This window comes from Streptomyces sp. NPDC101225 (assembly GCF_044767585.1).
GTDB lineage: Bacteria > Actinomycetota > Actinomycetes > Streptomycetales > Streptomycetaceae > Streptomyces.
In genome coordinates, this window is sequence record NZ_JBIWOE010000003.1 from 405469 (window position 1) to 430587 (window position 25119).

General features: G+C 72.5%; 23 protein-coding genes, 2 pseudogenes and 1 riboswitch. Of the genes and pseudogenes, 20 read left to right on the forward strand and 5 right to left on the reverse strand.

Going from position 1 to position 25119, the window contains the following annotated elements; translation table 11 throughout:
• Nucleotides 1-72 precede the first annotated feature (72 nt).
• The 5 genes from ACIRPX_RS06725 to ACIRPX_RS06745 all read right to left on the reverse strand — a co-directional run bounded on the left by ACIRPX_RS06725 (nucleotide 73) and on the right by ACIRPX_RS06745 (nucleotide 5955).
• Nucleotides 73-1359, reverse strand: a complete 1287-nt coding sequence (locus tag ACIRPX_RS06725; RefSeq protein ID WP_404189195.1) for an MDR family MFS transporter — start codon at nucleotides 1357-1359, stop codon at nucleotides 73-75.
• Between the two features lie 16 nt (nucleotides 1360-1375).
• Entirely contained in the window at nucleotides 1376-3157 is a 1782-nt protein-coding gene (locus ACIRPX_RS06730) for an ABC transporter permease subunit (RefSeq protein WP_404189198.1), read from the reverse strand.
• A gap of 74 nt (nucleotides 3158-3231) precedes the next feature.
• Nucleotides 3232-4737: an ABC transporter substrate-binding protein gene (locus ACIRPX_RS06735; RefSeq protein ID WP_404189201.1), complete on the reverse strand. Its 1506-nt coding sequence runs from the start codon at nucleotides 4735-4737 to the stop codon at nucleotides 3232-3234.
• A 69-nt stretch (nucleotides 4738-4806) separates the two neighbouring features.
• Complete coding sequence (locus ACIRPX_RS06740) at nucleotides 4807-5346, reverse strand: GNAT family N-acetyltransferase (RefSeq protein WP_404189204.1); 540 nt, start codon at nucleotides 5344-5346, stop codon at nucleotides 4807-4809.
• A 246-nt stretch (nucleotides 5347-5592) separates the two neighbouring features.
• The gene (locus ACIRPX_RS06745; RefSeq protein ID WP_404189298.1) at nucleotides 5593-5955 is read right to left on the reverse strand and encodes an ArsR/SmtB family transcription factor; all 363 of its coding nucleotides are present in this window, start codon (nucleotides 5953-5955) and stop codon (nucleotides 5593-5595) included.
• 56 nt (nucleotides 5956-6011) lie between these two features.
• A riboswitch (cobalamin riboswitch) is annotated at nucleotides 6012-6246 on the forward strand.
• 27 nt (nucleotides 6247-6273) lie between these two features.
• Between ACIRPX_RS06745 and ACIRPX_RS06750 the strand changes: the two genes are divergently transcribed.
• The 20 genes and pseudogenes from ACIRPX_RS06750 (at nucleotide 6274) to ACIRPX_RS06845 (ending at nucleotide 25075) form a co-directional block, all read left to right on the forward strand.
• Complete coding sequence (locus tag ACIRPX_RS06750) at nucleotides 6274-7368, forward strand: HoxN/HupN/NixA family nickel/cobalt transporter (protein WP_404189207.1); 1095 nt, start codon at nucleotides 6274-6276, stop codon at nucleotides 7366-7368.
• 149 nt (nucleotides 7369-7517) lie between these two features.
• The gene (locus ACIRPX_RS06755) at nucleotides 7518-8105 is read left to right on the forward strand and encodes a hypothetical protein (RefSeq protein ID WP_404189209.1); all 588 of its coding nucleotides are present in this window, start codon (nucleotides 7518-7520) and stop codon (nucleotides 8103-8105) included.
• 38 nt (nucleotides 8106-8143) lie between these two features.
• The gene (locus ACIRPX_RS06760; RefSeq protein WP_404189212.1) at nucleotides 8144-8881 is read left to right on the forward strand and encodes a YcnI family protein; all 738 of its coding nucleotides are present in this window, start codon (nucleotides 8144-8146) and stop codon (nucleotides 8879-8881) included.
• Between the two features lie 236 nt (nucleotides 8882-9117).
• Complete coding sequence (locus tag ACIRPX_RS06765; RefSeq protein ID WP_404189214.1) at nucleotides 9118-9387, forward strand: hypothetical protein; 270 nt, start codon at nucleotides 9118-9120, stop codon at nucleotides 9385-9387.
• Entirely contained in the window at nucleotides 9387-11681 is a 2295-nt protein-coding gene (locus ACIRPX_RS06770) for a heavy metal translocating P-type ATPase (RefSeq protein ID WP_404189217.1), read from the forward strand. The genes ACIRPX_RS06765 and ACIRPX_RS06770 overlap by 1 nt, the downstream gene beginning before the upstream one ends.
• Entirely contained in the window at nucleotides 11678-12067 is a 390-nt protein-coding gene (locus ACIRPX_RS06775) for a copper chaperone PCu(A)C (RefSeq protein ID WP_404189220.1), read from the forward strand. Before ACIRPX_RS06770 ends, ACIRPX_RS06775 begins: the two co-directional genes overlap by 4 nt.
• A gap of 262 nt (nucleotides 12068-12329) precedes the next feature.
• Nucleotides 12330-13058 (forward strand): hypothetical protein, encoded by a 729-nt coding sequence (locus tag ACIRPX_RS06780; protein WP_404189222.1) that lies wholly within the window; start codon nucleotides 12330-12332, stop codon nucleotides 13056-13058.
• A gap of 240 nt (nucleotides 13059-13298) precedes the next feature.
• The gene (locus ACIRPX_RS06785; RefSeq protein WP_404189301.1) at nucleotides 13299-13901 is read left to right on the forward strand and encodes a sigma-70 family RNA polymerase sigma factor; all 603 of its coding nucleotides are present in this window, start codon (nucleotides 13299-13301) and stop codon (nucleotides 13899-13901) included.
• A gap of 232 nt (nucleotides 13902-14133) precedes the next feature.
• Entirely contained in the window at nucleotides 14134-14451 is a 318-nt protein-coding gene (locus ACIRPX_RS06790) for a hypothetical protein (RefSeq protein ID WP_404189225.1), read from the forward strand.
• A 549-nt stretch (nucleotides 14452-15000) separates the two neighbouring features.
• Nucleotides 15001-15685: pseudogene (locus ACIRPX_RS06795) on the forward strand (FecCD family ABC transporter permease); the annotation flags it as partial.
• A 16-nt stretch (nucleotides 15686-15701) separates the two neighbouring features.
• Nucleotides 15702-15946 (forward strand): annotated as a pseudogene (locus ACIRPX_RS06800) (ATP-binding cassette domain-containing protein); the annotation flags it as partial.
• Nucleotides 15947-16283: 337 nt separating this feature from the next.
• Nucleotides 16284-16499 (forward strand): hypothetical protein, encoded by a 216-nt coding sequence (locus ACIRPX_RS06805; protein ID WP_404189228.1) that lies wholly within the window; start codon nucleotides 16284-16286, stop codon nucleotides 16497-16499.
• Between the two features lie 866 nt (nucleotides 16500-17365).
• On the forward strand, nucleotides 17366-18829 hold the full coding sequence (locus tag ACIRPX_RS06810; RefSeq protein WP_404189231.1) for a PepSY-associated TM helix domain-containing protein: 1464 nt from the start codon (nucleotides 17366-17368) through the stop codon (nucleotides 18827-18829).
• A gap of 241 nt (nucleotides 18830-19070) precedes the next feature.
• The gene (locus ACIRPX_RS06815; protein WP_404189234.1) at nucleotides 19071-19286 is read left to right on the forward strand and encodes a heavy-metal-associated domain-containing protein; all 216 of its coding nucleotides are present in this window, start codon (nucleotides 19071-19073) and stop codon (nucleotides 19284-19286) included.
• Between the two features lie 1004 nt (nucleotides 19287-20290).
• Complete coding sequence (locus tag ACIRPX_RS06820; protein WP_404189236.1) at nucleotides 20291-21031, forward strand: hypothetical protein; 741 nt, start codon at nucleotides 20291-20293, stop codon at nucleotides 21029-21031.
• 197 nt (nucleotides 21032-21228) lie between these two features.
• Nucleotides 21229-21909 carry a superoxide dismutase family protein gene (locus ACIRPX_RS06825; RefSeq protein ID WP_404189239.1) on the forward strand — a complete coding sequence of 227 codons (681 nt, stop codon included), beginning with the start codon at nucleotides 21229-21231 and terminating at the stop codon, nucleotides 21907-21909.
• Nucleotides 21888-22484, forward strand: a complete 597-nt coding sequence (locus ACIRPX_RS06830; protein ID WP_404189242.1) for a copper resistance protein CopC — start codon at nucleotides 21888-21890, stop codon at nucleotides 22482-22484. Before ACIRPX_RS06825 ends, ACIRPX_RS06830 begins: the two co-directional genes overlap by 22 nt.
• 274 nt (nucleotides 22485-22758) lie before the next feature.
• The gene (locus tag ACIRPX_RS06835; RefSeq protein ID WP_404189245.1) at nucleotides 22759-23571 is read left to right on the forward strand and encodes a hypothetical protein; all 813 of its coding nucleotides are present in this window, start codon (nucleotides 22759-22761) and stop codon (nucleotides 23569-23571) included.
• 302 nt (nucleotides 23572-23873) lie between these two features.
• A complete protein-coding gene (locus ACIRPX_RS06840) occupies nucleotides 23874-24536 on the forward strand; it encodes an SCO family protein (RefSeq protein ID WP_404189248.1) in 663 nt (220 codons plus the stop codon).
• Nucleotides 24533-25075 carry a copper chaperone PCu(A)C gene (locus tag ACIRPX_RS06845; protein WP_404189251.1) on the forward strand — a complete coding sequence of 181 codons (543 nt, stop codon included), beginning with the start codon at nucleotides 24533-24535 and terminating at the stop codon, nucleotides 25073-25075. The genes ACIRPX_RS06840 and ACIRPX_RS06845 overlap by 4 nt, the downstream gene beginning before the upstream one ends.
• The last annotated feature ends 44 nt before the right edge of the window (nucleotides 25076-25119 follow it).

The window sequence follows — 25119 nt, forward strand, 5'->3', positions numbered from 1 at the left end:
TCCCGGCTGGCCGCGAAGACGGCGTAGACCGTCCACGGCGTGCCGCGTGCCGCTGCCTCCTGCAGCCCGGATCTACGCGGCCTGTGTCTGCGTGTCCGTCGAGGCCCTGCGCGGCAGCAGGATCACCGCGAGCACGGGCAGGGCGGCGAGGAGCGCCCAGGGGACAGCCGCCGGAAGTCCCGCGTCGAGCAGGGACCCGGTGGCGGAGCTGCCGATGAGCACGATCACGCCGGAGACGGAGGACAGCGCGCCCGTGTAGAGGCCGATGCGCCCCTCCGCGGCGAGGTCGGGCACCCAGGCGCGGGCGGCGGGCACGATCAGCATCTGGCCGAGGGTCAGCAGGACGACGTACCCGGCGGCGGGCAGCAGACCCGCCAGGCCCGTCCAGCCCGCCGGACGTGCCACCGCGACGACCGTGAACCCGGCGGCGACCAGCAGGAGCCCGGCGGCCATGGAGCGGCGCAGGTCGAGCCGGTCGCCCGCCCACCGGGTGACCGGGAGCTGCGCGAACACCACGAGCAGGGACGACAGGGCGAACAGCCAGGACAGCGCTGCCTGGGATCCCGTCGCGCGTTCCACCTCGTCGGGCAGGGCGAGGTAGAGCTGGTTGTAGGCGAGCAGGTAGCTGCCGTAGGCGCAGCACAGGGCCAGGAACCGGCGGTTGCGCAGCAGTTCGCGCATCCCGCCTCCGGCCTGGACCCGCGCCCGGCCGGGGATGTGGCGGGGCATCAGCCAGGCGTGTCCGGCGAGGACGAGTACGAACACCGCGGCCCCGGCGAGGCAGGCGGTGCGGAAGTCCACGGCGAGGAGCAGGGCGCCGAGCAGCGGTCCGACGAAGGCGCCGGCCTGCCCGGCGGCGGAGAACAGGGCCAGCACCCGGGTGCGGGAGCCGTGGCCGTCCGCCTCCCACACGACCGCCTGGCGGGCCACCTCCGACTCCACGGCCGGGGAGAACAGTGCGGCGGCGAAGCCGATCAGCAGCACCGAGCCGATCACGGCCCACGTCTGTTCGGCGAAACCCAGCCAGGCGAACCCGGCGATCCGCAGGACACAGCCCACCAGGACGACGGGCCGTACCCCGTACCGGTCGACGAGCCAGCCTCCGATCACGAAGAGTCCCTGCTGGCTGAACGTCCGCAGCCCCAGGACGAAGCCGACCAGCCAGCCCGCCATGCCGATCGCCGTGCCGAGGTGCTCGGCGAGGAACGGCAGGACGGCGAAGAAGCCGATGTTGAAGGCGAGCTGGGTCAGGATCAGCAGGCGCAGCAGCGGGGAGAGGTTCCGCCAGGTGTGTTCGCGCGCGGGTTTCGGGCCGGTGGCGTCGCGTCTGGACAGGAGGCGGGAGAACACGTCACTCATCAGGGGATCGGATCCGTCAGGGGGAGTCGGCGGGGACGGTGGCAAGGACGGAGTGCGGGGTGGGTTCGGGTGGCGGACTCTCGGGCCGTACCACCACGGCTGACCGCTTCCGCCTGCGCCGGGGCAGCCGGGTGCCGCCCGCGGCGGTGACGGCCAGTGCGCCGAGCAGGGCAAGGACTGTGGCTGGGGCCAGGACGGCCCAGGGGGCGCGTTCAATGTAGGGCTGGTTCTCGGCCAGCAGCAGGCCCCACTCGGGGGACGGCGGCTGGGCGCCCAGGCCGAGGAAGCCGAGGGCGGCCAGGCTCAGGGCGATCCCGGGCAGCCGGAGCAGGGCGTGGCGGACGACGGGCGGCAGGACGGCGGGGAGCAGTTCGTGCCGGAGCAGGTACCCGGGTCCGGCGCCGAGGGCGCGGGTCGCGGTCAGGTGCAGGGTGGCGCGTTCCTGCCGGAGCAGGGCGGAGGTGTGGGTGGCCAGCGGGGACCAGGCCACGACGGCCACGGCGAGCGCCGGGGTCCACGGTCCGCTGCCCGCGATGCCGGTGACCAGGAGCGCGGCCAGTACGGGCGGTACGGCGTTGACGGTGTCGACCAGCGGTCCGGACAGCCGGGGCAGCAGCCCCAGCAGGACTCCGGCCAGCAGGACGGCGGCACTCACCGCGAGAGCGGTGCCGAGGGTGCTGAGCGCGCCGTGCGCGATCCGCGCCAGCACGTCCCGGCCGAGGGCGTCGGTGCCGAACGGGTGCGCGGCGGAGGGGGCCTGGAGGCGGGCGGTGGTGTCCAGCGCGAGCGGGTCGCGGGGCAGGCCGAGCGCGATGACGGCGGCGAGCAGCAGCCCGTACAGGAGGGGTACGACACGGGGCGCGGGCGGGGTGGGCCGGTGCAGGGAGTGCAGGGCGCCGTCGCGCAGCGCCGGCCCGGTCAGTCGGCGCACCCCGAGCCTGGCCAGCAGGGCGGCCAGCGCCGCGAGGGCGACGAGGGCGAGGGTGCCGGTCTGCAGGACGGGCAGGTCCTGGGCGAGGGCGGCGCGCAGGGTGAGCCGTCCGAGGCCGGGGATGTCGAAGATCTGCTCGACGGCGACCGCTCCGCCGGTCAGGCCGACCACGAACAGACCCAGGTTGGGCAGCAGTCCGGGCACGCAGCGGCGCAGTGCCTTCCGGGCCACGGACGCCGGCGGAATCCCGCGGGCGGCGGCGGCCAGCGCCCACGGCTCGGCGAACGCGGCCGGAAGCAGGTCGTCCAGCATCCGCCCGAGGACCGCCCCGGCGGGCAGGCCGAGGGCGAGTGCGGGCAGGATCATCCATCGTGGGCCGTACCAGCCGAGCGCGGGCAGCCACCCGAGCTGTACGCCGATGACGGACGCCAGCACGGAGGCGACGAGGAACTCGGGCAGCGCGGCCAGCACCGCCGATCCGGTGCCGCCCGCTCCGCGCGCGCCGAGCCGGCGCCGCGCGCCCAGGTACAGCGTGCGGGCGCACACGGCCCCGGCGGTCAGCACGGCGACGACGACGGCGCCGGCCATCAGCAGCAGGGAGGCTCCGAGGGCCTGGGTGACGGCGGGCAGGACGTCGGTGTCGGACACCCAGGACTGGCCCGCGTCCCCGCGCAGCAACCCGCCGAGCCACTGCCCGAGCAGGTGGAACGGGCCCTCGTCCAGGCCGAGTTCGTTCCGGATGGCGCGCAGGGTCTCGGGTGTCGGGGTGCGCTCGGCGGAGCGGGCCTTGAGCACGGTCAGCGCCGGGTCGGTGCGCGAGAGCCACGGCAGCAGACCGATCGCGCAGACGAGAGAGGCCGTGAGCACCGCCCGCCACAGCAGCGTGGGGCCGCCGCCCCGCGCCGCTCGGCGCAGGGCGGCGGCGGACCTGGCCAGGGCGGTCAGCGCCGGGTCCCAGTGCCGACGAACTCCCGCTCGTACGGGTCGAGGACAGCACCCTTGACCGACGTTCCGATGCCCGTGACGACCTTCAGGTGCACGAGCGGGATCACCGCGTCGGTGCCGAGAATCGCGGCCTCCGCCTTCATCGCCGCGTCCTGCCGCTTGCCCGGGTCGGACTCGGCCCCGGCGGCGGAGACCAGCCTGTCCACGTTCTTGTCGCACAGGAACGCCAGGTTGTAGGAGCCGTCGCAGGTGAAGTCGCTGCCGAGGACGGTGACCGGGTCGCCGGTGTCGAGCATCATGTTGCGGGAGACCACGGCCGCGTCGAACTTCTTGGCCAGCAGGTCGCTTTCGAGCCGGGCGTAGGTACGCACCTCCAGCTTGACCGTGAACCCCGCCTTCTGAAGCTGCTGCTGGAGCACCTGGGCGGTCTCCGGCAGCTCGGGCCGGTCACTGTAGGTGGCGATGGTGATGCTCTTGCCCTTGGGGCTGGTGGCCTTCGCCCGGCCGGTCGGCTCGGTCCGTTTGCCGGAGGCCCAGGTCAGGGCAGGACCGTAGATGCCCTGGGCGGGCTCGGCGTACCCCTCGAAGACGCCCTTGGCGACGGCCGAGGTGTCGATCGCCTCCCGAGCGGCGGCGCGCAGCCCGGCATCCTTGAACACGCCGGCCTGGGTGTTGAGGAACAGGCTGGTGTTGCGGGCGGTGTTGATCTCGTGGACGGTGGTCTTCTTGAGGGTGGCGACCTGGGCGACGGGGACGGCCTCGGCGATGTCGACGTCGCCGGTGCGCAGGGCGTTGGCGCGGGCGGTGCCGTCGGAGACGAACTTGGCGTCGATGCCGGACGCCTGGGCACGGCCGCCCCAGTAGTCGTCGAAGCGGTCCAGGGTGGCCGCCGTATCGCCGCTGATCCTGGTGAGTTCGAAGGGACCGGTGGCGGTGCCGACCGGGTTCACCTTGCCGTCCTTGCCGTACGCCTTGGGGGAGAACACCGCGAGGCTCGGGTTGGTCAGTCGCAGCGGCAGCACCGGGTCCGCGGTCGCGGTGGCGACCCTGACCTGGTCCTCGCCGACGGCCTGGGCGGTCAGCTTCACACCGGAGAGGGCGGCGGGTGCGGGATCGGCCGCGGCGGCGCGGGTGAGGGCGGCGGAGACAGCCTTCGCGGTGACGTCGGTGCCGTCCTGGAACTTCGCGTCCCGCAGCGTGAACACCCAGTTCTTGCCGCCCTGTTCGCTGCTCCAGGACTCGGCGAGCGCGGGTACCGCGGTGCCGTTGGCGTCGAGCCGGGTCAGTCCCTCGGCGACGCCGAGCCGGGACAGGTCGAAGGCGTCCTGGCCGTAGGGGGAGTAGTTCTCCGCGGGCGGGAAGGCGAGCGCGACGCTCAGACGTCCGCCGGAACCGGAGCCGGAGGAGTCCGAGGACGAGTCGTTGCCGGAGGAGGAGAAGCAGCCGGCGAGCAGGGGTGTGAGCAGCAGGCCGGCTATCAGGCGTGGGCGGGGAGTTCTCATGGTCCTCGTTCTGTCTTTCGGGGTGGGACGTGGTGGTCGGCACCGACCGGCATCATATGAATATGGTTTTCATTTGGTAAAGGGGATCTCGAAGTGCACAACACCACTGCCGCCGCCGGGCACCTCCTCCCGCTCGTCGCAGACGACCTTCCCGAGCGTCTGCCACAGCCCCATCGCGCCGGGCGAGTGCGGATACGTGTGCAGATACACGGCCCGGTAGCCGCCGTCCGCCCGGGCAAAGTCCAGCAGCCCGTCCACCAGTCGCCGGGCCAGTCCGCGGCGGCGGTGCTCCGGCCGCACGTACACCCGTCGCAGCTGGGCGGTCCCGCCCGACGGGTACCGCTCCGCCAGCCACCGCGGGTTCGGCGGATGCGCCGGCCCACGCGCGTCGAGCGCGGCCGTGGCGGCCACCGTCCCGTCGCGCTCGTCCACCGCGACCAGCAGGGTGTGCCGGGGCGGAACGACATAGAAGGACTCGGGGTCGACGATGTCGGCGTGCCAGCGCGGGACGTACCCGGTGCCGAAGTCGCGGTAGACGGTGTCGAGCATCACCGCCCGCGCTTCGCCGAGGTCCGCGGGCGTGGCTGTCTGGATGCGATAGTCAAGCACTTGCGAATGATATGCAGTAGTGCCTGTGGGTCTGGTCTGCTCCTGCTGCGGTGTCCAGGATCCGGGACACGTGGCTCCGGATGTGCGGGGTTGTTTCACATGTCCCGCTGCAGCCCGGGTCGGTGGCAGGGGCGGCGGGCTTCCTCGTGTACCGCGAGATCCTGCGCGGTGTGGGCCTCCTCCACCGCAGAGCCCATTAGCCCCACATCCGCGGCTGGTTGTGTCCTTCGGCGCGGTCGCGGACGCTCAGTCGGTGTCGGCGGTGGTGCACTGTCCCAGCAGCCCGCTGGTGACGGGGTCGACGATCCGGTAGCGCACCACACGTCCCTCCTTCTCGCCCGCCACGACGCCGGCGGCGCGCAGCAGGCGCAGGGCCTGGGAGACGGCGGGGTCGTTCATGCCGGTCGCGACGGCGAGGTCGGAGACGGCGAGCGGGCCCGTGTGGTGGAGGGCCAGGAGGAGGGCGAGGCGTCCGGGGTCGGCGAGCAGGGAGAACCGCTCGGCCCAGGCGCGGACGTGGTCGGGATCACCGATGGCGGCGATCGCGTCGCAGACCCGGTGGCCGTCGATGGTGCGGCGGTCGGCACGGTCGGCGGGGACGAGGTGCATGAGGGTCATCTTCCCAGGTGCTCCGATGTGATCTTGCATACCTGCGTGGCTGCGCAGGTATGCAAGGAGCATGCGGTCCCCGTACCGTTGGCGGGCCGTGGTGCTCGGGAAGACCGGTGACGGCCCTTCGTACGGTGAGGGGCCCAGGCCGAAGCGGCCCCCGCCACTGTGATCGGGGAGTTCCCGTCCCACGGGTTGTAGGTCACTGTCCGTCGGCTGGCGGACGGGAAGGCCGGGACGGACACGCGGCACCCGTAAGCCAGGAGACCGGCCACGGCATCTCACGAAGTGATCCACGAGGTGCTGGAGCGTGACCTGATGAGCCTGCCCGAAACGAAGACCGCCGCCTTCCACTGGCGACGCGAGGACACTGTCAAGACGGTGGGGCTGATGGCGGTGATCGCGGCCCTGCATGTCGTCGCCTTCGGCATCCTCTTCCTGCTCGTCGTCCCCGGGCACTACGAGATCGGCTCCAAGGCGTACGGGATCGGGCTCGGCGTCACCGCCTACACGCTCGGGATGCGGCACGCGTTCGACGCCGATCACATCGCCGCGATCGACAACACCACCCGCAAGCTGATGGCCGACGGCAAGCGGCCGGTGTCGGTGGGCTTCTGGTTCGCGCTCGGTCACTCCAGCGTGGTGGTCGCGATGGCGGCGCTGGTGGCGGGTGGCGCCGCCATCGCCGGCACGCTGGTCAACGACGACTCCAGCACCCACCAGACACTGGGCGTCATCGGTACGACCGTCTCCGGGTCCTTCCTCTACATCATCGCCGCGCTCAACCTGGTCGCCCTCATGGGCATCCTGAAGGTGTTCCGTGCCATGCGGGCAGGCAGGTTCGACGAGAAGGAGCTCGAACAGCACCTGGACTCACGCGGGTTCATGAACCGGATCCTCGGCCGCCTGACGAAGTCCATCACCCGGCCCGGCCAGATGTACCCGATCGGTTTCCTGTTCGGGCTGGGCTTCGACACGGCGACCGAGGTCGCGCTGATGGTGATGGCGGGCAGCGGTGCCGCGGCCGGGCTGCCGTGGTACGCGATCCTGTGCCTGCCGCTGCTGTTCGCCGCGGGGATGAGCCTGTTCGACACCCTCGACGGGACGTTCATGAACTTCGCCTACCAGTGGGCGTTCTCCAACCCGGTGCGCAAGGTGTTCTACAACCTCGCCATCACCGGCCTGTCCATCGCGGTCGCCTTCCTGATCGGCACCATCGAACTGGTCGGGGTGCTGCACGAGAAGCTCGGTCTGCGCGACGAGGTGACCGGCTGGATCGCCGGCCTGGACCTGGGCAACGTCGGCTACATCATCGTCGGCCTGTTCGTGCTCGTGTGGGCGGCGGCGCTGGTGTACTGGCGGCTGGCCAAGGTGGAGCAGAGGTGGGCCGCCCGTTGCGCCGAGGGCGGCTGACACCCCGGGCATGGTGCCAGAGCCGTGAACAGGACGGGATCCAGGTCCGACTGCTCAAACGAAGGCGGGCCGTGCCGGACCGGACGCGGTGGTGGTGTTCCTGCCCGGGCGGGAGAGGAGAACCGGCGGGCGCATGGCAGCATCGGGGCATGAGCGCGTCCCCGGCGGTACGGAGCCTGCGCGCGGCGGTGTTCGCCGCGCTGTGCGTGCTGCTCGCCGCTGGGGGGCACGCGCTGGCGACCGGTACGGCACCGCCCATCTGGGTGCAGGCCGCCGGGTTCGTGCCGGTCTTCGGCGCCGGGTACCTGCTGGGCGGCCGGGAGCGGTCGCTGGCGGCCATCGGCGCCGGCACGGTCACCGCCCAGGGCGCACTGCACCTTGCGTTCGGCGCCGCACGGCCGCACGCCACGATCGGCATGCACGGCGGGCGCATGTCCCACGTGCACGCCGTGACCCCGCACGCCACCGCCGCTCACGTCGCCGCGGCCCTGGTACTGACCTGGTGGCTGCGGCGCGGGGAAGCCGCGCTGTGGTCGCTGCTGCGCCGGGCCGCCGCGCTGGTGCCGGGTCTGGTGGCCTGGTGGCGGGTGAGCGGTGGGGTACGGCTGGTGCCGGACGCACGGGACGTGGTAGGACCGTGCCGGTGGGCCGACGGGCCGCGCCTGCTCGGACGCCTCCTGCTGCGGCACGCGGTGCAGAGGCGCGGGCCGCCGCCTGGGAGCGCGTCCCCGATCTGACCCCGACACGCCCTTCCAGTACGGAGATCGACCCACCCATGTACCGAGTACGCATCACGCTGCGCCGCGTCGGCGCCGTCACCGCTCTCGCCGCGGCCGGAGTCCTCGCCGCCGCGGGCATCGCCTCCGCGCACGTCACCGTCCACCCCGACAGCTACGCCAAGGGCGCCACCGACGGAGTCCTGACCTTCCGTGTCCCCAACGAGGAGGACACCGCCTCCACCACCAAGGTCCAGGTCTTCCTGCCCACCGACCACCCCGTCCTCGGCGTCCTCGTCTCCCCGCGCGACGGCTGGAGCGCCAAGGTCACGAACACGAAGCTCAAGACGCCGGTCAAGACCGACGACGGCACCATCACCGACGCCGTCTCCGAGGTCACCTGGACCGGCGGCAAGATCGACCCCGGGCACTACGAGGACTTCGACGTCGCCTTCGGTCAGCTGCCCGAGGACACCGACGAACTGACCTTCAAGACGCTCCAGACCTACTCCGACGGCAAGACCGTCCGCTGGATCGAGGAGGCGGCGCAGGGCGACGAGGAGCCGGAGAACCCGGCCCCGGTCCTCAAGCTGACCGCGAAGAACGCATCGGACGAAGCCGGCGTGCCGACCGCCTCCGCGTCCCCCTCGAAGGCATCCGTGTCCGCCGCCTCCGGCGGCAGCGACTCCACCGCCCGCGGTCTCGGGGTCGCCGGGCTGGTCGTGGGCGTACTGGGCCTGGCCGCGGCGGCCTTCGCCGTCGTGCGTGGCCGCTCCGGCGGTTCCCGGCCCGAGTGAGGCGGGGTGCCCTGCCGATGGCGAGCGGTCGGCAGGGCACAGCTCGTCGAGCGGTCGACTCATATGCGGCGCACGCGCAGGACCGCTCCGGGAACCAGACCCTCGCCCGTTTTACATGTGACGTACATCACGATTAACTGCCGGAACTCGACGCTCTGCCGACTCGACTACTGGAGTGCTACGGCTACAACCGCCGTCTTTCGCAGGACGGTTCGATGCGACCAGGAAGGTCGGGCATGGCCGATATTCCCTTGTCACCCCCCTCCGTCGGCGGGGCCGCCCGCAGACTGCTGCCGGCTCCCGCGCTGTGCGGGTTCCTGCTTCTGCTGGCGCTGGTGTTCTCGGTGTCCTACGCCGTCGGGTCGGCGGCGGGACCGGTGGCGCCAGGCATGCACGGAACCGGGAGAACCGGGAGCAGTGGTGGGAACGGCGGGAGTGACGGGGGCGGCGGGAGTGGCGGCGGTATGGACGACATGCCGGGGATGGGCCATGGGAGCGGTGAGTGATGGCGGCCGAACCGATGGCGAGCCTCGTGGTCACGGACGTCACCGTGGGCGGGATGACCTGCGCGGCCTGCGTCCGGAGGGTGGAGAAGAAGCTCGCCAAGCTGGAGGGCGTCACGGCCACGGTCAACCTGGCCACGGGGCTCGCGCGGGTCAGCCACCCGGCCGCCGTCGCGCCCGAGGATCTCGTCACCGCGGTCGAGCAGGCCGGATACCAGGCCGCCCTGCCCGTGCGTGAGGACGAGGAGCCGACCGAGGAAGCGGACAAGGCCGCGAGCGACGAGGCCCGCCGCGAGCGGGAACGGCTCGTGGTCACCGCTCTGCTGGCGGTACCGGTCCTGGTGCTGTCGATGGTGCCGGCGTGGCAGTTCCGCAACTGGCAGTGGCTGTGTTTCATGCTGGCCGCCCCGGTGGCTGTGTGGAGCGCCTGGCCCTTTCACATCAGGGCGCTGCGGGGACTGCGGCACTCCACGGCCACCATGGACACCCTCGTCTCGCTCGGCGTCGCGGCGTCGTTCTCCTGGTCGGTGTACGCGCTGTTCCTCGGGGGCGCGGGCGAGCCCGGGATGCGGATGTCGTTCAGTCTGGTGCCGTCCGCCTCGGAGGGCATGGCGCACCTGTATCTCGAAGCCGCTGTCAGTGTGCCGCTGTTCGTGCTGACCGGGCGGTTCCTGGAGGCGCGGGCGCGGCGGGGGACCGGGGCGGCGCTGCGGTCGCTGGCAGAACTGGCCGCCAAGAAGGTGTCCGTCCGCGACGAGCACGGTGAGCGGTCGGTCTCTATCGAGCAGTTGCGGGTGGGGCAGGTCTTCGTGGTGCGTCCCGGTGAGCGGGTCGCCACCGACGGGCGCGTCACGGAGGGCAGTTCGGCCGTTGACCTGTCCCTGGTCACCGGCGAAAGTCAGCCCGTGGAGGTGTCTCCCGGCTCGGCCCTGGTCGGTGGGGCCGTCAACGCCGGCGGGCTGCTGCTGGTCGAGGCCACGGCGGTCGGCGCGGACACGCAGCTGGCTCGCATCACGCGGCTGGTGACGGAGGCGCAGGCGGGCAAGGCGCGGGCGCAGCGGCTGGCCGACGCGGTCGCGGGCGTGTTCGTCCCCGTGGTGCTGGCGATCGCGGTGACCGTGCTCGGGTTCTGGCTGGGCGCCGGTGCCGATCCGCAGGCGGCGCTCACCGCCTGTGTGGCCGTGCTCGTCGTGGCCTGCCCGTGCGCGCTGGGGCTGGCGACGCCGACCGCCCTGATGGCGGCCACCGGGCGGGGGGCCCAGCTGGGCGTGCTGGTGAGCGGGCCGCAGACGCTGGAGGCGCTTCAGCATGTGGACACGGTCGTGCTGGACAAGACCGGCACGCTGACCACCGGTCACATGACGGTGGCCAAGGTCACCGTGCTGCCTGGCTCACTTGGGCAGGACGCGGTGATGCGGCTGGCCGGGGCGGTGGAGCGCGGCTCCGAGCATCCGATCGGGCGGGCGGTCACCGCGTACGCGGACCGCACACAGGCGCCCGGACCGCTGCCGGAGGTGACGGACTTCGCCGCGGTGCCGGGACACGGCGTGAGCGGCCGGGTGGACGGCGTCCTGGTGGAGGTGGTTGCGCCGGACGGCAAGCTGCCGCGCGCGCTGGCCAAGGCGCTGGCCGAGGCGGAGGAGGCCGCGCACACTCCGGTCCTGGTGACGGTCGACGGCCGGGCCAAAGCGCTGATCGCGGTCGGTGACCTGGTGCGCCCCGGCAGCTACCGGGCCGTGGAGCGGCTGCGCCGGCTCGGTATCCGCCCGGTGCTCGCCACCGGGGACCGCACGGCGCCCGCCCAAGCGGTCGCCGCAGCCCTGAACATCGACGAGGTGCGCGCCCGCTGCACCCCCGAGGACAAGGCCGCCCTCGTACGGCAGTTGAAGGAGGAGGGTGCCCGGGTCGCGGTGGTCGGCGACGGCGTGAACGACGCCGCCGCACTCGCCGAAGCCGATCTGGGCATCGCCATGGGCAGCGGCACCGACGTGGCCATCGGCGCCGCCGACCTCACCCTGGCGCGCGGGGACATCGAGGCGCTCGTCGACGCCGTCCTGCTGGCCCGGCGCACGCTGGGAACGATCCGGGCCAACCTGGTGTGGGCGTTCGGCTACAACGTCGTCACCGTGCCGCTGGCCATGGCCGGCCTGCTCGATCCGATGTTCGCCGCCGCGGCGATGTCGGTGAGTTCCGTGCTGGTGGTCGCCAACAGCCTGCGGCTACGCGGCTGGCAGCCCTCTCCCGCCCGCGGTCGGAGCCATCCCGGGACGCGGCGCGCGAAGGCCGGTGCCCGATGAAGCGGATCACGTACCCGCTGTCCTCGCTGAAGCGCCCGGACCGGCGGCGGCTGTGGGACGGGGCGCTCGCCGCTCTCGTACCCGTCGCGGCGTGCAGTGTGGCGCTGGCCGGCAGCCCTGCGGCCATCCGGGTCACCGCGGGGAAAGTGCTGCTGCCGTCCGACGGAGTCCCGGAGACGGCGGCGTTCTTCCACATCGCCAACGAGGGCGGCTCGGCCGACACCCTGATCCGGATCACGGCACGTGACGTCCCCGGTGAGATAGCGCTCTCCCGGCACCGCATGCAGCAGGGCAACGCGGCCTACCGGTCCACGATCGACTCAGTCTCCGTCGCGGCGGGCGACAGCCTCACCATGTCACCCAATGGGGTGGACCTTTGGACCTGATGGTGCCCGTGCCCTCGGCCGGGTGGCGGTCGGGTGATCTCGTGCCGTTCACCCTGGAATTCCGGCGCAGCGGCCGGGTCAAGGTACTGGCCGTGGTGGTCCGGCCCGGTTCGGTCCCGTTGCAGTAGTCGTTGCCACGGGGCCCCGAGTTCCCGTACATGTGTGGTGACTTGAGTCACCTTCCGGCCGGTGAGTCGGAGGGTGGGGGCTCGTACGTACCCACTGATGACGATCAGACGCCGGGTGCGAGGATGGGCGGGCTATGGCTGTCCGAGGAGGGTGCCGCACGGTGCGGGCCGGCGTGTTCGCCGCCGTCTGCGTGCTGCTCGCCGGCTTCGGACACACGGCCATGTCGGGGATCCCCGTGCCCTGGTGGGCCATGGCCGCGGGTGCGGCCGGCACCGGCGCGGCCGGCTGGCTGCTGGCCGGCCGGGAGCGCGGTCGCGCCCTGATCGTCGCGTTCGTGACCGCCGCGCAGGCGGTGCTCCACGAGACGTTCACCCAGGCGCAGAAGCTCGCGTCGGCGCCGGAGCCGGCCGTCATGCCCGGCGCCGGGGGCCCGACGGGCACGAGCACCATGGACATGGGCCCGACGGGATCGATGGACATGGGTTCCATGGGCGGCATGGACATGGGGTCCACCGTGCACGCGGTGCACGGCATGACCGGCCTTGAACGCGTGCACGACATGCACGGCATGGCCGGCATGAGCGGTACGGCCTCGGTCGGCATGTTCGCCGCGCACCTGCTGGCCGCGGTCCTGTGCGGGCTGTGGCTGGCCCATGGCGAGTGCGCAGTGTTCCGCGTCCTCAGGGCCGCGGCGGCCTGGCTGGCGGCCCCGCTGCGACTGCTGCTGGCGGCCCCGCCCGCCCCACTGGGCCGCCCGTCCCTGCGCAGGCGCCGTGACTTCGCCTGTCCGGCTCCGGTGCGGCTGCTGCTGTGCTGTTCTCTCACCTTCCGTGGTCCGCCCGCGGGTGCCGCTGTCCTCTGAGACAGCCGGATCCACCACCCGGGGCCCACCCCTGCCCCTTGCGTCGTCCTGCGGCCCACTCGCGCGCAGGCCTGCCGACGGTCTTCTCACTGTGACCCGCTCACGTGCCGCCGCGGGCAGGCGGTCCCTCACCGGCCCCGGGCATCGCCGTACCTCTCGCGTACGGACGCACCCCATGTGCCGGTGAGCCGTGCCTTCGTACGGGCCCGGCCCCGGAAGACCTGAGAAGGACATCACGTGATGATCTCTGTCCTGCCCGCTCCCCGCGCGGATCGCGCTGCCGCGGACGCGTCGGCGACTGCCTGGGCACTGGCTGCCCGCGGTGGCGACCTCGACGCGGCCGACCACTTCGTCCGCGCCCTGCACGCCGACGTGCTGCGCTACGTGGCTCACCTCAGCGGTGACCCCCAGACCGCCCACGACCTGACCCAGGACACCTTCGCGCGGGCGTTCGGCAGCCTGCACCGTTACGAGGGCCGCGCCTCGGCCCGTACCTGGCTGCTGTCGATCGCCCGGCGCGCGGTCGCCGACGACCTGCGCCGTGCCGCGGTCCGTCCCCGGATCGCGGACGCCGTCGACTGGCAGACGGCGGTGGAACGCTCCCAGCCGCGCGGCCTGCCGGGCTTCGACGAGGGTGTGGCCCTGCTCGACCTGCTGGAGAGCCTGCCCGACGAACGCCGGGAGGTGTTCGTGCTGACCCAGGTGGTCGGGCTGTCGTACGAGGAGACGGCCGGGTTCGTCGGCTGCCCCGTCGGCACGGTCCGCTCCCGGGTCAACCGTGCCCGAGCCACCCTGGAGCTGCTGCTGCGGGAAGCCGAGGCGCCGAGCGCCCTCACGGCCTGACCCCGGGTCACTTACCCCGGCGGCGCGGTCCCGGGAAGCGGGCCGCGCCGCCGGGAACTCGACGGCACGGGCGGGTGACCACCGGGACGTGACAGTCACCAGCGAGCGATCCCACCCTCCGGTACCGCGGTTGTGGCCGCTCGCGGCCGATCCGCTCGCACTGGACCGTAGGACTGAGGGCCGTGACCTTCGCAGCCGCCCAGGAGCTGTCCCTGGACATCGCGGCCGGCGAATGAGCAGCTGGGACGGGGCGACGGCCACGGCGCTGCTGCGCGCCCTGGCCGGGCTGAACCCGGTGGCCGGCGGGCAGATCACGGAGGGCGGCCGGGGCAGCCGCACTCCCGCCGAGCGGGCGTGGCGCGCCAGGGCCTGCGCCTGGCTCCCCCGGCGTCCCGTCCCGGTCCGCTCGCAGGCGCGGGCAGCCGATGTACTGGCCCGGAGCGCACACCCGGCAGCGGCGGCCTTCGCCGCTGATCTGCTGGGCGTCGCCAGGCTGACGGGCCGCTCCCTGCACAGCCTCACACCGGGCGAGATTCAGCGCCTGCATTAGGCCCGGGTCATCGGCTGTATGTCGGCGGGAGCTGGTGTGCTGCCGGCCGACGAACCCGCCGAAGGACTGGAACCGGACGACCGCGAGGCTCTTGTGCTCCTGCTCGCCGAACTGCCGGTGACCCTCCTGATGGCGACCGAGGACTCGGCGCTCACCGCCCTGTGCGACCGACGGGTGGGTGGGTGCCCGACCGCCCCGGCGCACGCCGTTCGCCCTCGCGACCGGCGGCGGGTCCAAGTCCCCTGCCGCTCTGAAGAATTGATGGAACATCGCGGGAACTCCCGGCTTGTTCCCCCGACTACTACTGCGACACCGGCTCGTCAGCCGACCACGGCGGCAGTGGCCAGGAGGGGCCTGCATGACACCAGGGATAGAGAGTGCCTTCGCGGCGATCAGAAGCACGCACGGCGCGGACTCCATCGAGCACGTGGAACGGATGCCGGAGCCTGGGGGAGGAGCGCGGCGTCACCCGCTCCAGAACGGGGCCAAGTGGATTCTTCCGGGGTGTCCTCGACGACGCCCTGGCATGACCCCCACGGCCATCCCGAACTGGCCCCGGTCGTCGTCATCACCCTCGGCGGGGGCGCAGTCCTCGCCGGGCTCGGGGTGTCGGCCGCGGCCTTCCTCGGCGCGGGCGCCGCGGGCGCGCTGGTCTTCGCCCTCGGTCAGCGGCGGGGACGGCTGGCGCCGGTCCGGCTGGTGCTGGCGGGCGTGGCCATCGGCTACGTCTTCCTTTCCACGACCAGCTTCGTTCAACTCCAGGCGACGCCGCCCGAGTTGCGGACGGTCATGTTCTGGATGCTGGGCAGCGTGGCCGGGGCCAAATGGGACCAGGTCGCCGCGGTCGTGCCGGTCACGACCGCCCTGCTGTCCTTGTTCGGCCGCCGCTTCAACGTCCTGCTGGCCGGCGACGAGTCCGCCACCGCGCTCGGCGTCGACGTCAACCGGCTGCGGGCCGTCCTGCTGGTCCTCAGCGCGCTGCTGACCGGGACCGTCATCGCGGTCGCGGGCGGCATCGGCTTCGTCGGCCTGACGATCCCGCACCTGGTACGGCTGACCATCGGCGCCGAGCACCGCCGCCTGCTGCCCCTGCCCGGCCTGCTGGGCGCGGTCTACCTGGTCCTGGTCGACCTGCTTTCCCGCACCCTCAACCGCCCCAACGAACTGCCGCTGGGCATCCTCTCCGCCCTGCTCGGCGTCCCCCTTCTTCGTGTGGCTGCTGCGCCGCAACTAGGGTTTGGACTGACCGTATGAAACTCGTTGTCGACCGGCTCCACCTCACCCTGGACCGCACCTCGATCCTGCGCGAGGTGAGCCTTGAGGCCCGCAAGGGCGACATCGTCGGCCTCGTCGGTCCCAACGGCAGCGGAAAGTCAACCCTGTTGCGGGCGGTCTACTGCTCTGGGAACTGTCCCCCCGGGCTGCGGCCCGTCGTACCGCCGCGCTCCTCCAGGACGCGGGCGGCAACACCACCGGCCTGACCGTCGAGCACCTCCCACGGGCCGACGACGTCGAGTTCCTCGACGTCGTCGAAGAGCAGCACACCGATGGTCAAGGGGGCGTCCCTGGCCACACCCTGGCGCGGGGTGCCACGGGCGATAGGCGCCTTCCTGACGACGCTTTTGGAACGCGGCGCTTCAAGCCCTCCCATGTAGTCGTGCAGCCTTTCGATCTGGTTCCCGCCGGAGGTGAGTCACCTGGGGCACCGGGTGTGAAACGGCGCACGGGCGCGTTTCGATGTGCCTCGGCCCGTGCGTACGCCGGCGCGTGTCGTCGTGCGCACGGGGGTATGCCTCGTCCACCCCCCTCCTTCCGTTGAAAGGCAGTGCACGATGGACGACATCACCGCTCTGGAGCCCCTGGCGACCTTCTGCGGAGAGTGCAACTGCGGGTGCCCGCAGCTCTTCGTCGACCCCAACGCGCCCGCGGAGCGCCGCATCCTGCTCACCGACGACTTCGGACAGCGTGTCCAGATGAGCGTCGACCAGTTCGGCTCGCTGGTGGAGGAGGCGAAGGCCGGGAAACTGGACGGCATAGTGACCCCCTGACCCAACGGCGCACGATCGAAGACCCACGCCCCGGGCCGGGCCGTTGTGCCCCCGAGACCAACGGCCAGGGATGCCGGACGGCTGGAGATGGCAGACCGGCCGAGTGGACCGGCCGCCCGCCGTAAGCGCCACCGGCCCGGCGGCCATGGTGGCGCGACCGGTCCGAGTCCCGGTGGCGTCCCGGCCAAGCACCGTGCCTCCCCTGCCCCGTCGGAACCCGCTCCCGCCCCCGTACTTCATCGGCCCGTCGGTGCGTCAGGACGCCCTCTCACGCAGCGAAGTGGCATAGCCCCCTCGTCTGTGGGACGCCGCTGCGCCATGGGCCCGGGGATGCGATCGCTCTGATCGCTCTTCCGGGGCGGTGTGGTCGTCTGATGCCGGTCTTCCTGCCGGACAAACCGCCCTCATCGACACCACGACACCCGCGCGGAACCGACCGGAAGCGAGCGGCAGCCGGTTGCCTGGATCTCCGGTCCCGTGTACGGAGTCGCAGTCTGGTGCGGGGGTAGGGCAGCGATCCCCGCGCCCCGAAGCCCAGTGGCAGCCGGCCCACGACCTCCGAGCGGAACCCCGGCCGCGTCGTCGGCGTATGCCCGGCTGCGACCGCCGCCCCAGCGGGACGTGCGGTCGGGCCGGGCCATGTCTGTGTCATCCCGTACCGCGGCTCGTGGCCGGCGGCGTCCGGTGTCGGCGTCGGTGGAATTCGTGCGGATTCCCGGGAACTGGGGCGCCCCTCGGTCCGACTAGTTCAGGACAGCGGCCGAATGCGGCCCCTGGAGCGGCGTCGCGGCGATCCATCTGTCGGACGTCGAGTGTCCTGCACGGATCCGGTGTCCGGTGCACCGCCGACCCAGCACGAGGTGAAGATGACGACTGTCGACTCCGAAGAACCCGCCCTGCCCGAACCGGGTGCGGGCGCCGAGGCAACGGCCACCACGACGGCCGTGACACGGGCGACGGCCGCGCCGGCCCGGAAGGCGGAAGGCCTCGGCCCGCTGCTGGCACGGCTGCACTTCTACGCCGGGATCCTGGTGGCGCCGTTCCTGCTCGTCGCGGCCGTCACCGGCCTGCTCTACACCTTCACGCCCCAACTCGACTCGCTCGTCTACGGCCAGGAACTCCACGTCGCCCACACCGGGGGCAGCGCCGTGCCCCTGTCCGGGCAGGTCGCCGCCGCCCGCGCCGAGCATCCGGCGGGCACGCTGACCGCCGTACGCCCGGGAAGCGGCGACGACACCACCCAGGTGGACTTCGCCCTGCCCGAACTCGGCGAGAAGACCCACACCGTCTACGTCGACCCGTACACGGGCAAGACCAGGGGACAGCTGACCACCTGGTACGCCGAGACCCCGCTCACCACGTGGCTCGACGCCCTGCACCGCAACCTCAACCTCGGGACCGCCGGCCGCTACTACTCGGAGACGGCGGCCAGTTGGCTGTGGGTTCTCGTCCTCGGCGGTCTCTTCCTGTGGTGGCGCCGCCGCCACGGCAAACGGACCGCGCGACGCCTGCTGCTGCCGGACCGGGCCGCGAAACAGGGCGTACGGCGCACCCGCAGCTGGCATGCCGCGACCGGAGTCTGGCTCGCCGTCGGCCTGCTGGGCCTCTCCGCCACCGGCCTGACGTGGTCGCGCTACGCCGGCGCCAACTTCGGCGAGGCGCTGGACGCGCTGCACTCCCACACACCCTCCGTGGCCGCCACCCTGACGAGCGGCACGGAGGGGTCCGGCGCCGCGAAGAGCGCGGCCAAGAGCGTCGATCCGGCCGCGATAGATGGCGTCCTCAAGGCTGCCCGAGCCGACGGGGTGGGTGGCCCGGTGGAGATCGCCGTGCCCGCGGACGACTCCTCCGCCTGGACCGTGACGCAGACCCGCAACCTCTGGCCGGTGGGACGTGACAGCGTCGCCGTCGACGCCGCCACCGAGCGCGTGACCGACAAGGTCGCCTTCGCCGACTGGCCGGTCATGGCCAAACTCACTCGCTGGGGCATCAACGCCCACATGGGCACCCTCTTCGGCCTGGTCAACCAGATTCTCCTCGCCGCCCTGGCCCTCGGCCTGATCTGCGTGATCCTGTGGGGATACCGCATGTGGTGGCAGCGCCGCCCCACCCGCGCCGACCGCCGTGCGCCGCTCGGTGCGCCGCCCGCCCGCGGTGCCTGGCGCTCCCTGCCGTCCTGGGCCGTCGCCGTCGGCATAGTCGTGGTCGCCGCGGTGGGCTGGGTGATACCCCTGTTCGGCATCCCGCTGGCCGGCTTCCTCGTCGTCGACCTGGCCCTGGGCGCGCTCCGGAGCCGCCGCATGGCCGGCTCCGCCACCCCCGCGGGCTGACCGGCCCCCCTGGGCCGGGCCGTTCCTGCGGCCCGGCCCGGCGGGTGCCGCGCGGTCGCGCGAAGACGACCTGGCCTCCGGCGAGAGTGGTCATGGTCCGTCCGAGTGACACGTGCCCCGGCCGGGAACCCGCCCCGGCATCGCGGCGACTCTGTGGGGGACCGCATCGGATGAACGGGCAGGCCGGTGCATCCGTAACCAGAGGTGTACCAACGCCTCACCGAAACCCAGGAGTTGTGCCATGGCACGCAAGCAGTACCTCGTCACCGGCATGAGCTGCCAGCACTGCGCGGCGAGCATCACCGAGGAGGTCTCCCAGGTCCCGGGTGTCGCCGAGGTGAACGTCGACATCGCGGCCGGATCGGTGTCCGTCGACGGCACTGACCTGGATGACGCCCGGCTGCGCGCGGCCATCGTGGAGGCGGGGTACGAGGTCGCCCGGACAGCCGCGGCCTGACGCCGGGTGCCGGGCCCGGCGGCTGGGCGGGTTCCGGCCTCGGCGGCCGGGCGCGCGAGGGCCTTGTGTCAGCACGCGCCAGGGGGCTTGGGGCCCGGAGCGGGGCGACGGTGTCCACGCGGACCCGACACGGCCCGGTTCACCGCCATGTGCAGTCCTCCGCTGGTCACCAACCCCACGGCGGCCCCGACCGCAGCCCCCGTCGCATCTCCGACGAAGAAGCCCAGCCAGGCGTATCCCGCGACGAGGACCACCGTGGCCAGCACGGACAAGGACCATGCCCTGGCCAGGAGTTCGCCCACCGCCGTGCACCTGTGTGCAGGAAGGACCGGCTGTTCCCAAGGCCATGCACCCTCCGCGACGGTCACTCGCCTCCCGAGTGTTGCGGACACGGAGCCTCACCCCCTGATTCCCTGCCGCTGTCCGGGCCACCGCGCTCAGGCCATGGACGACTCCACCCTTACCTCCCCACACAGAGCCCCGGAAAACGGCCGTCCGACGGTTCTCCCGCCCCGCGCCCGCGGCCCGGCCGAGGTCCGGCGGCCACAGCGAACATGACCGCCATCCCCAGCGCCATCGCCGCATGACACGCGAGGGCCAGAGCCCTTGCGGATCCTGCTCCGGCCAGTCGGGGAGGTACCCGAGGGAGTTCCGGGCGTCCGGCGCGAGCGCGGTCACACCGTTGGCTGTGCGGCGCGGTCCCGCCAGGCGGGTTCGGGTCCCGAGGCCTCGTTGTCGACGTCCGGCCCTCGCGAACTCTGCGCCGGCCACGCTCGTGTCGACCCTCTGCCGTGCGTGCCGCGCGTGACAGCAAGGGTTTCGATCAGCGGGCGGATGCCCAAGCGTGGAGGGTGAACACGGGCGTCCCGTCAACCGTAAGGGGACATGGAGAGCGTTGAGTTGTGAGGAGATCGTCCATGTACTCCCGGAGGCACCGCAGCGGTGCCGGAGCGAACGGGGCCCGGCGCCAGCCGTCTGGTGTCCCCGTCTCTGCGGTCGATGCGGTGCGTCTGGCACGGGCCGGGGTCTTCGGGGCCGTCTGTGTGGTGGCGAGCGCATTGGGACACGCGCTGATGGCCTCGGGAGAGGTCCTGCCCTGGTGGGCTGTGGGCCTGGCTTTCGTGGGGGCGGTACCGGGCGGGTGGTGGCTGACCGGGCGGGAGCGTGCGGCGCCGACGGTCGTCGGGACCACGGTCGCCGCACAGGTACTGCTGCACCTGCTCTTCAGCTTCGCCCCCCGACTGGCGGGCCATAGCGGCGCATCGGACGGCATGGCCGGGGCCGGACCGGGGTCCGGCATGCCGGAGATGGTCTTCGGCCATGCGGGCATGATGATGCATCACGCGGGGACGGCCCACGGCTCCGGACCCATGACGGGATCTTCCGGGTCGCCCGTCGCGTCGGTCGTGATGCACGGGGGCTCCGCGGGGATGTTCCTGGCCCATGTGCTGGCCGCGGTCGTGTGCGGACTGTGGCTGTGGCGGGGTGAGGCGGCGGCCCACCGGATCGGCCGGGCCCTGGCGGCGGTGGTGTTCGCTCCGCTGCGCCGGGTCTTCCGCACGTTCTTCCACACGCCGGTCGGGAGCGGGGTCCTGTCGTGGCGGGCGGTCACCGGCGACGGGAGGCACCACTGGCGGACCGGTCCCTCGGCGCTCAGGCACGTCGTCGTCCGCAGGGGACCGCCGCGAGCTCGTTCGGACACCAGTCCGCTGTCTCCCGATCCGCTGTTCGCGGTACGGCCCTGAACCCGGCCCGATTCCGACGGCTGGCACGGCCCGGGGGACAGGCGGACGCCGGCGACGTGCCCATGTGTGCGTCGGTCGGCTCTGCCCAGCCCCGGACCCGCCCTCGCCACCCAGGCGACCACCGTGTCGCGCCGTTGCGGCCCGCTGCCGCGACGCACCTGGCGAGGCTCCGGCCTTCGTCAACGATCGGGAGTTCGATGTACCACCACACACACGACCCCACGCCCCCGCGCGACAGCGCGACGACGTCCACCAGGGGGCGGGGCGCTGTCCTGCATCCGCCCCGCCCGCGCACTCGTCTCGCCCTCTGCTGCACCGCCCTCGCCGTGGGCGCCCTGCTGTCCGGCTGCGGCGGCGATTCCTCCGGCGGCGGCTCGGAAAAGGCGGCCGCCGCCTCCGCGTCCCCGTCCAAGTCCACCAGCGGCATGTCCGACATGAACATGTCGTACGGGGACCCGTCGGCCACCCCCGCCTCCAAGATCCCCGGCGCCGACGTCGTCAAGGGCGCCTTCAAGCTGCTGGACACCCGCCCGCCCGGCATGGACGACGTCAAGGGCACCGCCTGGCTGGCCCAGGGCGCGAAGGGCACCACGGTGACAGTGTCCCTGACCGGCCTGAAACCGGGCCACCACTACATGGCCCACCTGCACGCCCAGCACTGCTCCGCCGACAACGGCGGCGAGCACTTCCAGTTCACCAAGGGCGGTGCGGCCAAGCCGCCCAATGAGGTGTGGCTGACCTTCACCGCCGACAAGTCCGGCAAGGGCATGACGACGGTGAACAACGCGAAGAAGACCGGCAAGGGCGCCGTCGCCCTCGTCGTCCACCCCATGGAAGCAATGGACAACCGGATAGCATGCGCAGACTTCGACTTCTGACCACACTGGGATGCCTGCTGGGGTGGGTGGGCGCACTGCTGCTCCTCGGCACGCCCGCCTACGCCCACACCGCCCTCGACACCGCATCGCCCGCCCCCGGCGCCAAGATCGCCCCAGGGGCGGACGTCATCGCCCTGACCTTCAAGAACCTGAAACCCGGAAGCATGCCGAAGATCAGTGTGACCGGGCCGGACAGCGCCGCGGTGCCCGTCGGGACACCCACTGTGGCCGTCGGCGGCACCACGGCCTGCGCATCGGTGACCCCCTTGCGCGCGGGCGTCAACACCGTCACCTATACCGTCACCGCGGGTGACGGTCATGTGCAGACCAATTCGTTCCAGTTCCAGGTCGCCGACGGCGCCCAGGCTGTGACGACTCCGGATGCCTGCCGGAACCTGAGCCTGGCGGCACCGGGCGCGAGCTCGGACTCGGGCGCCATGATCCTGGGCCTCGACCGCACCACGGCGCTGGTCGTCCTCGCGGCGGCCGTCGTCGTGGCCGTCGGCGGGGGAGTCCTCGTGATGCGCAGGTCGCGCCGGACGCGGCCGACGGGAAGGAGGAGGGCCGTCGTGTGACCGTAGCCTCCGTGGGGGACGCGCTCGGGCATGACGGCCCGCGCGCGGCCAAGCTACCACCCGGAGCATCGACAGACGTCAGGTAAAGCACCCACAGAAATACCGGTAGGAAGGGGCACGTCTGAAGCGGCCTGGCAGAACATGACGCGGCAAGCGGGACCGGTCCGGCGGACAGCCGGGCCGGTCCCGCATCGCGTCCCGGGCCGTCCCCGCCGGCATGGGGCGGACCCCGGTGCCCGGCGCTCGACGGGCGCCTGGAATGATGGCGGCCGCCATGAACGTCCCGGTACGTGCTGCCGCCGATCTGAGACTGCTGAGAGCCGCGGTGTTCTCCGTGGTCTGCGTGGCACTGTCGGCAGTCGGCCACATGTTCGCCTCCGGCGGCCGGATCCCGGTGTGGTCGCTGGCGGCCGGCTGGGCCGGGGTGCTGTGCGCGGTGGGGCCGCTGACCGGACGGGAGCGTTCCCTGCCGGGCATCGCGCTCAGTCTGCTGGCCGGCGAGACGGGCCTGCACCTGCTCTTCTGCCTGGGGCAGGTCTCCACCCTGTCCGGCCAGGCCGCCGAACGGTCGAGCAGCGTGGTGGAACTGGCCCAGCGGCTGTTGTGCGGCGGGGAGTCGGCACACCTCACGGCGCCCCAGGCGGCCCGGATCCTCCAGCAGGCGCGCATCGACCCGGCCCGGGCCGCGGACGGGGCGCAGGCCATGTCCGGTATGGCGGGCATGGGCGGACACGGTGCGCATGCGATGACGCTGGCCTCGATGTTCACTCCGCCCATGCTCGCCGCGCATCTGGCCGCCGCCGCCGTCACGGGCTGGTTGCTGCGCCGTTGCGAGGTCGCGCTGTGGCAGGCCGTCCGGATGCCGGCGCTGGCCGCCGGCCAGGCGGCCCGGTTCACCCTGCTGAGGTGCCTGAGCGGACTGCTGGCCGCCGTCCGGATGCCGTCGATGGTGGCTCTGCTGGTACGGCTGCTGGCCGCATTCGCCCGGCACCGGGCCGAGGGCGACCGGGCGCGGCGGCCCAGATCCGCCGCGCTGTGGAGGTGCGTCGCCCGCCGGGGTCCGCCCGCGGTGGTCATGGCGGCCTGAGCCCTCCGCACACGGGGGTGTCACAGGGCTGCCCAGTTGTCATCGGCGAGATCCCGACCCCCCTGGGGTCAGTGAGTCCTGGACCGTCCTTGCCGCAGCGCAGTGTTCCGCCACGCCGCGCCGCACGCGCTCGGTCCGCGCGTCTGTCTGGCGGCCGTGCCGCCGTGCGTTGAGCGATCGGCTCGATGCGCAGCCGTGCCGTGGCGTGGGCCTCTCGCCGTTCTCGTACGCCGGTCGTGTGCGCTGTCCCCCTCCGGGGAGCGGGCGCCGCGCGACCCACCGCCTCCCTCTGGAGTTCTGCCATGCCTCCTGCTCCCACGCGACGGCTGAGCGCCGTCGCGGCCCTGGCCGTCGCGGCCGGGCTGGGCCTGACCGCCTGCGGCACCTCCGGCAGCCGGCCGGCCGCCGTCGTCTCCACCCCTTCCTCCTCGGCGGCGCCCGGCACGGTCACGCTGGACACACCGGACGCCAAGCCCGCCCTGACCCTCACCGACCAGACCGGCCACCCCTACGACCTCGTCAAGCGGACGGCGGGGCACCCGACCCTGCTGTACTTCGGCTACACCCACTGCCCCGACGTCTGTCCCACCACGATGGCCGACATCGCGCTGGCCGCACGGAAGCTGCCCACGGTGGACCGGCGTGCGCTGCGCGTGGTCTTCGTCAGCACCGACCCCACCCGCGACACCCCCCGGCGCCTGAAGACGTGGCTCGGCGCGATCGACCCCTCCTTCACCGGCCTCACAGGCGACTTCACCGCCATTCAGAAGGCGGCGCGAAGCCTGGGCATCGGTATCTCCGCGCCGGTGAAACACAAGGACGGCACCGTGACTGTCAGCCACGGGGCCGAGGTGTTCGCCTTCTCATCCAAGGACGACAAGGCCCACCTCTTCTACACCTCGGGAACCTCCGAGCAGCGGTACGCCGCCGACCTGCCCAAGCTCGTCAAGGGAGAGATGCCGTGACATCCCGCACCGCCCCCACCCGTCCCCGCCCCCGTACCGGTCGCGTCCGCTTCCACACGGGCGCTGCCGTCGCCGCGCTACTGCTCGGATGCACCGTGCTGACCGGCTGCTCCTCCGCATCCTCGGCATCCACGTCCTCGTCGTCCACGGGCGCCGTGGCCTACGACGAGCCGGTGCTGAAGGTGAGCGGCGCCTACGTGCGCCAGCCGGTGACGGCCGACATGGCCGCCGGGTATCTCACCGTCACCAACACCGGCCGGCAGCCCGACAAGCTCACCGGAGTGAGCAGCGACATCGCCGACATGGTGACGATGCACCGCACCACGGCCGCGCACCAGATGGAGCCGGTGAAGGCGTTCACCATCCCCGCGGGCGGCACCCTGGTGCTGCGCACCGGCGGCAACCATCTGATGCTGATGGGCCTGAAGAAGAAGCCGACGGCCGGGCAGACCGTCACCTTCCGTCTGCGGTTCGCCCAGTCCGACGCGATCACGGTCCGGGCACCGGTCGAGCCGACGACGTACCAGCCCTCGAACTGACCCGTGGCGGGGGCCCGCCGGGCCCCCGCCCCACCCGGCATCCG

Excerpts from the sequence above, each read along its gene's own strand:
- ACIRPX_RS06725 (WP_404189195.1), bottom strand. The coding sequence starts at position 1,359 with ATGAGTGACGTGTTCTCCCGCCTCCTGTCCAGACGCGACGCCACCGGC.
- ACIRPX_RS06810 (WP_404189231.1), top strand. The coding sequence starts at position 17,366 with ATGACGACTGTCGACTCCGAAGAACCCGCCCTGCCCGAACCGGGTGCG.
- ACIRPX_RS06835 (WP_404189245.1), top strand. The coding sequence starts at position 22,759 with ATGAACGTCCCGGTACGTGCTGCCGCCGATCTGAGACTGCTGAGAGCC.
- ACIRPX_RS06840 (WP_404189248.1), top strand. The coding sequence starts at position 23,874 with ATGCCTCCTGCTCCCACGCGACGGCTGAGCGCCGTCGCGGCCCTGGCC.
- ACIRPX_RS06750 (WP_404189207.1), top strand. The coding sequence starts at position 6,274 with ATGAGCCTGCCCGAAACGAAGACCGCCGCCTTCCACTGGCGACGCGAG.
- ACIRPX_RS06790 (WP_404189225.1), top strand. The coding sequence starts at position 14,134 with ATGAGCAGCTGGGACGGGGCGACGGCCACGGCGCTGCTGCGCGCCCTG.
- ACIRPX_RS06780 (WP_404189222.1), top strand. The coding sequence starts at position 12,330 with ATGGCTGTCCGAGGAGGGTGCCGCACGGTGCGGGCCGGCGTGTTCGCC.
- ACIRPX_RS06775 (WP_404189220.1), top strand. The coding sequence starts at position 11,678 with ATGAAGCGGATCACGTACCCGCTGTCCTCGCTGAAGCGCCCGGACCGG.
- ACIRPX_RS06825 (WP_404189239.1), top strand. The coding sequence starts at position 21,229 with ATGTACCACCACACACACGACCCCACGCCCCCGCGCGACAGCGCGACG.
- ACIRPX_RS06830 (WP_404189242.1), top strand. The coding sequence starts at position 21,888 with ATGCGCAGACTTCGACTTCTGACCACACTGGGATGCCTGCTGGGGTGG.
- ACIRPX_RS06785 (WP_404189301.1), top strand. The coding sequence starts at position 13,299 with ATGATCTCTGTCCTGCCCGCTCCCCGCGCGGATCGCGCTGCCGCGGAC.
- ACIRPX_RS06770 (WP_404189217.1), top strand. The coding sequence starts at position 9,387 with ATGGCGGCCGAACCGATGGCGAGCCTCGTGGTCACGGACGTCACCGTG.
- ACIRPX_RS06805 (WP_404189228.1), top strand. The coding sequence starts at position 16,284 with ATGGACGACATCACCGCTCTGGAGCCCCTGGCGACCTTCTGCGGAGAG.
- ACIRPX_RS06815 (WP_404189234.1), top strand. The coding sequence starts at position 19,071 with ATGGCACGCAAGCAGTACCTCGTCACCGGCATGAGCTGCCAGCACTGC.
- ACIRPX_RS06745 (WP_404189298.1), bottom strand. The coding sequence starts at position 5,955 with ATGCACCTCGTCCCCGCCGACCGTGCCGACCGCCGCACCATCGACGGC.
- ACIRPX_RS06760 (WP_404189212.1), top strand. The coding sequence starts at position 8,144 with ATGTACCGAGTACGCATCACGCTGCGCCGCGTCGGCGCCGTCACCGCT.
- ACIRPX_RS06755 (WP_404189209.1), top strand. The coding sequence starts at position 7,518 with ATGAGCGCGTCCCCGGCGGTACGGAGCCTGCGCGCGGCGGTGTTCGCC.
- ACIRPX_RS06735 (WP_404189201.1), bottom strand. The coding sequence starts at position 4,737 with ATGAGAACTCCCCGCCCACGCCTGATAGCCGGCCTGCTGCTCACACCC.
- ACIRPX_RS06765 (WP_404189214.1), top strand. The coding sequence starts at position 9,118 with ATGGCCGATATTCCCTTGTCACCCCCCTCCGTCGGCGGGGCCGCCCGC.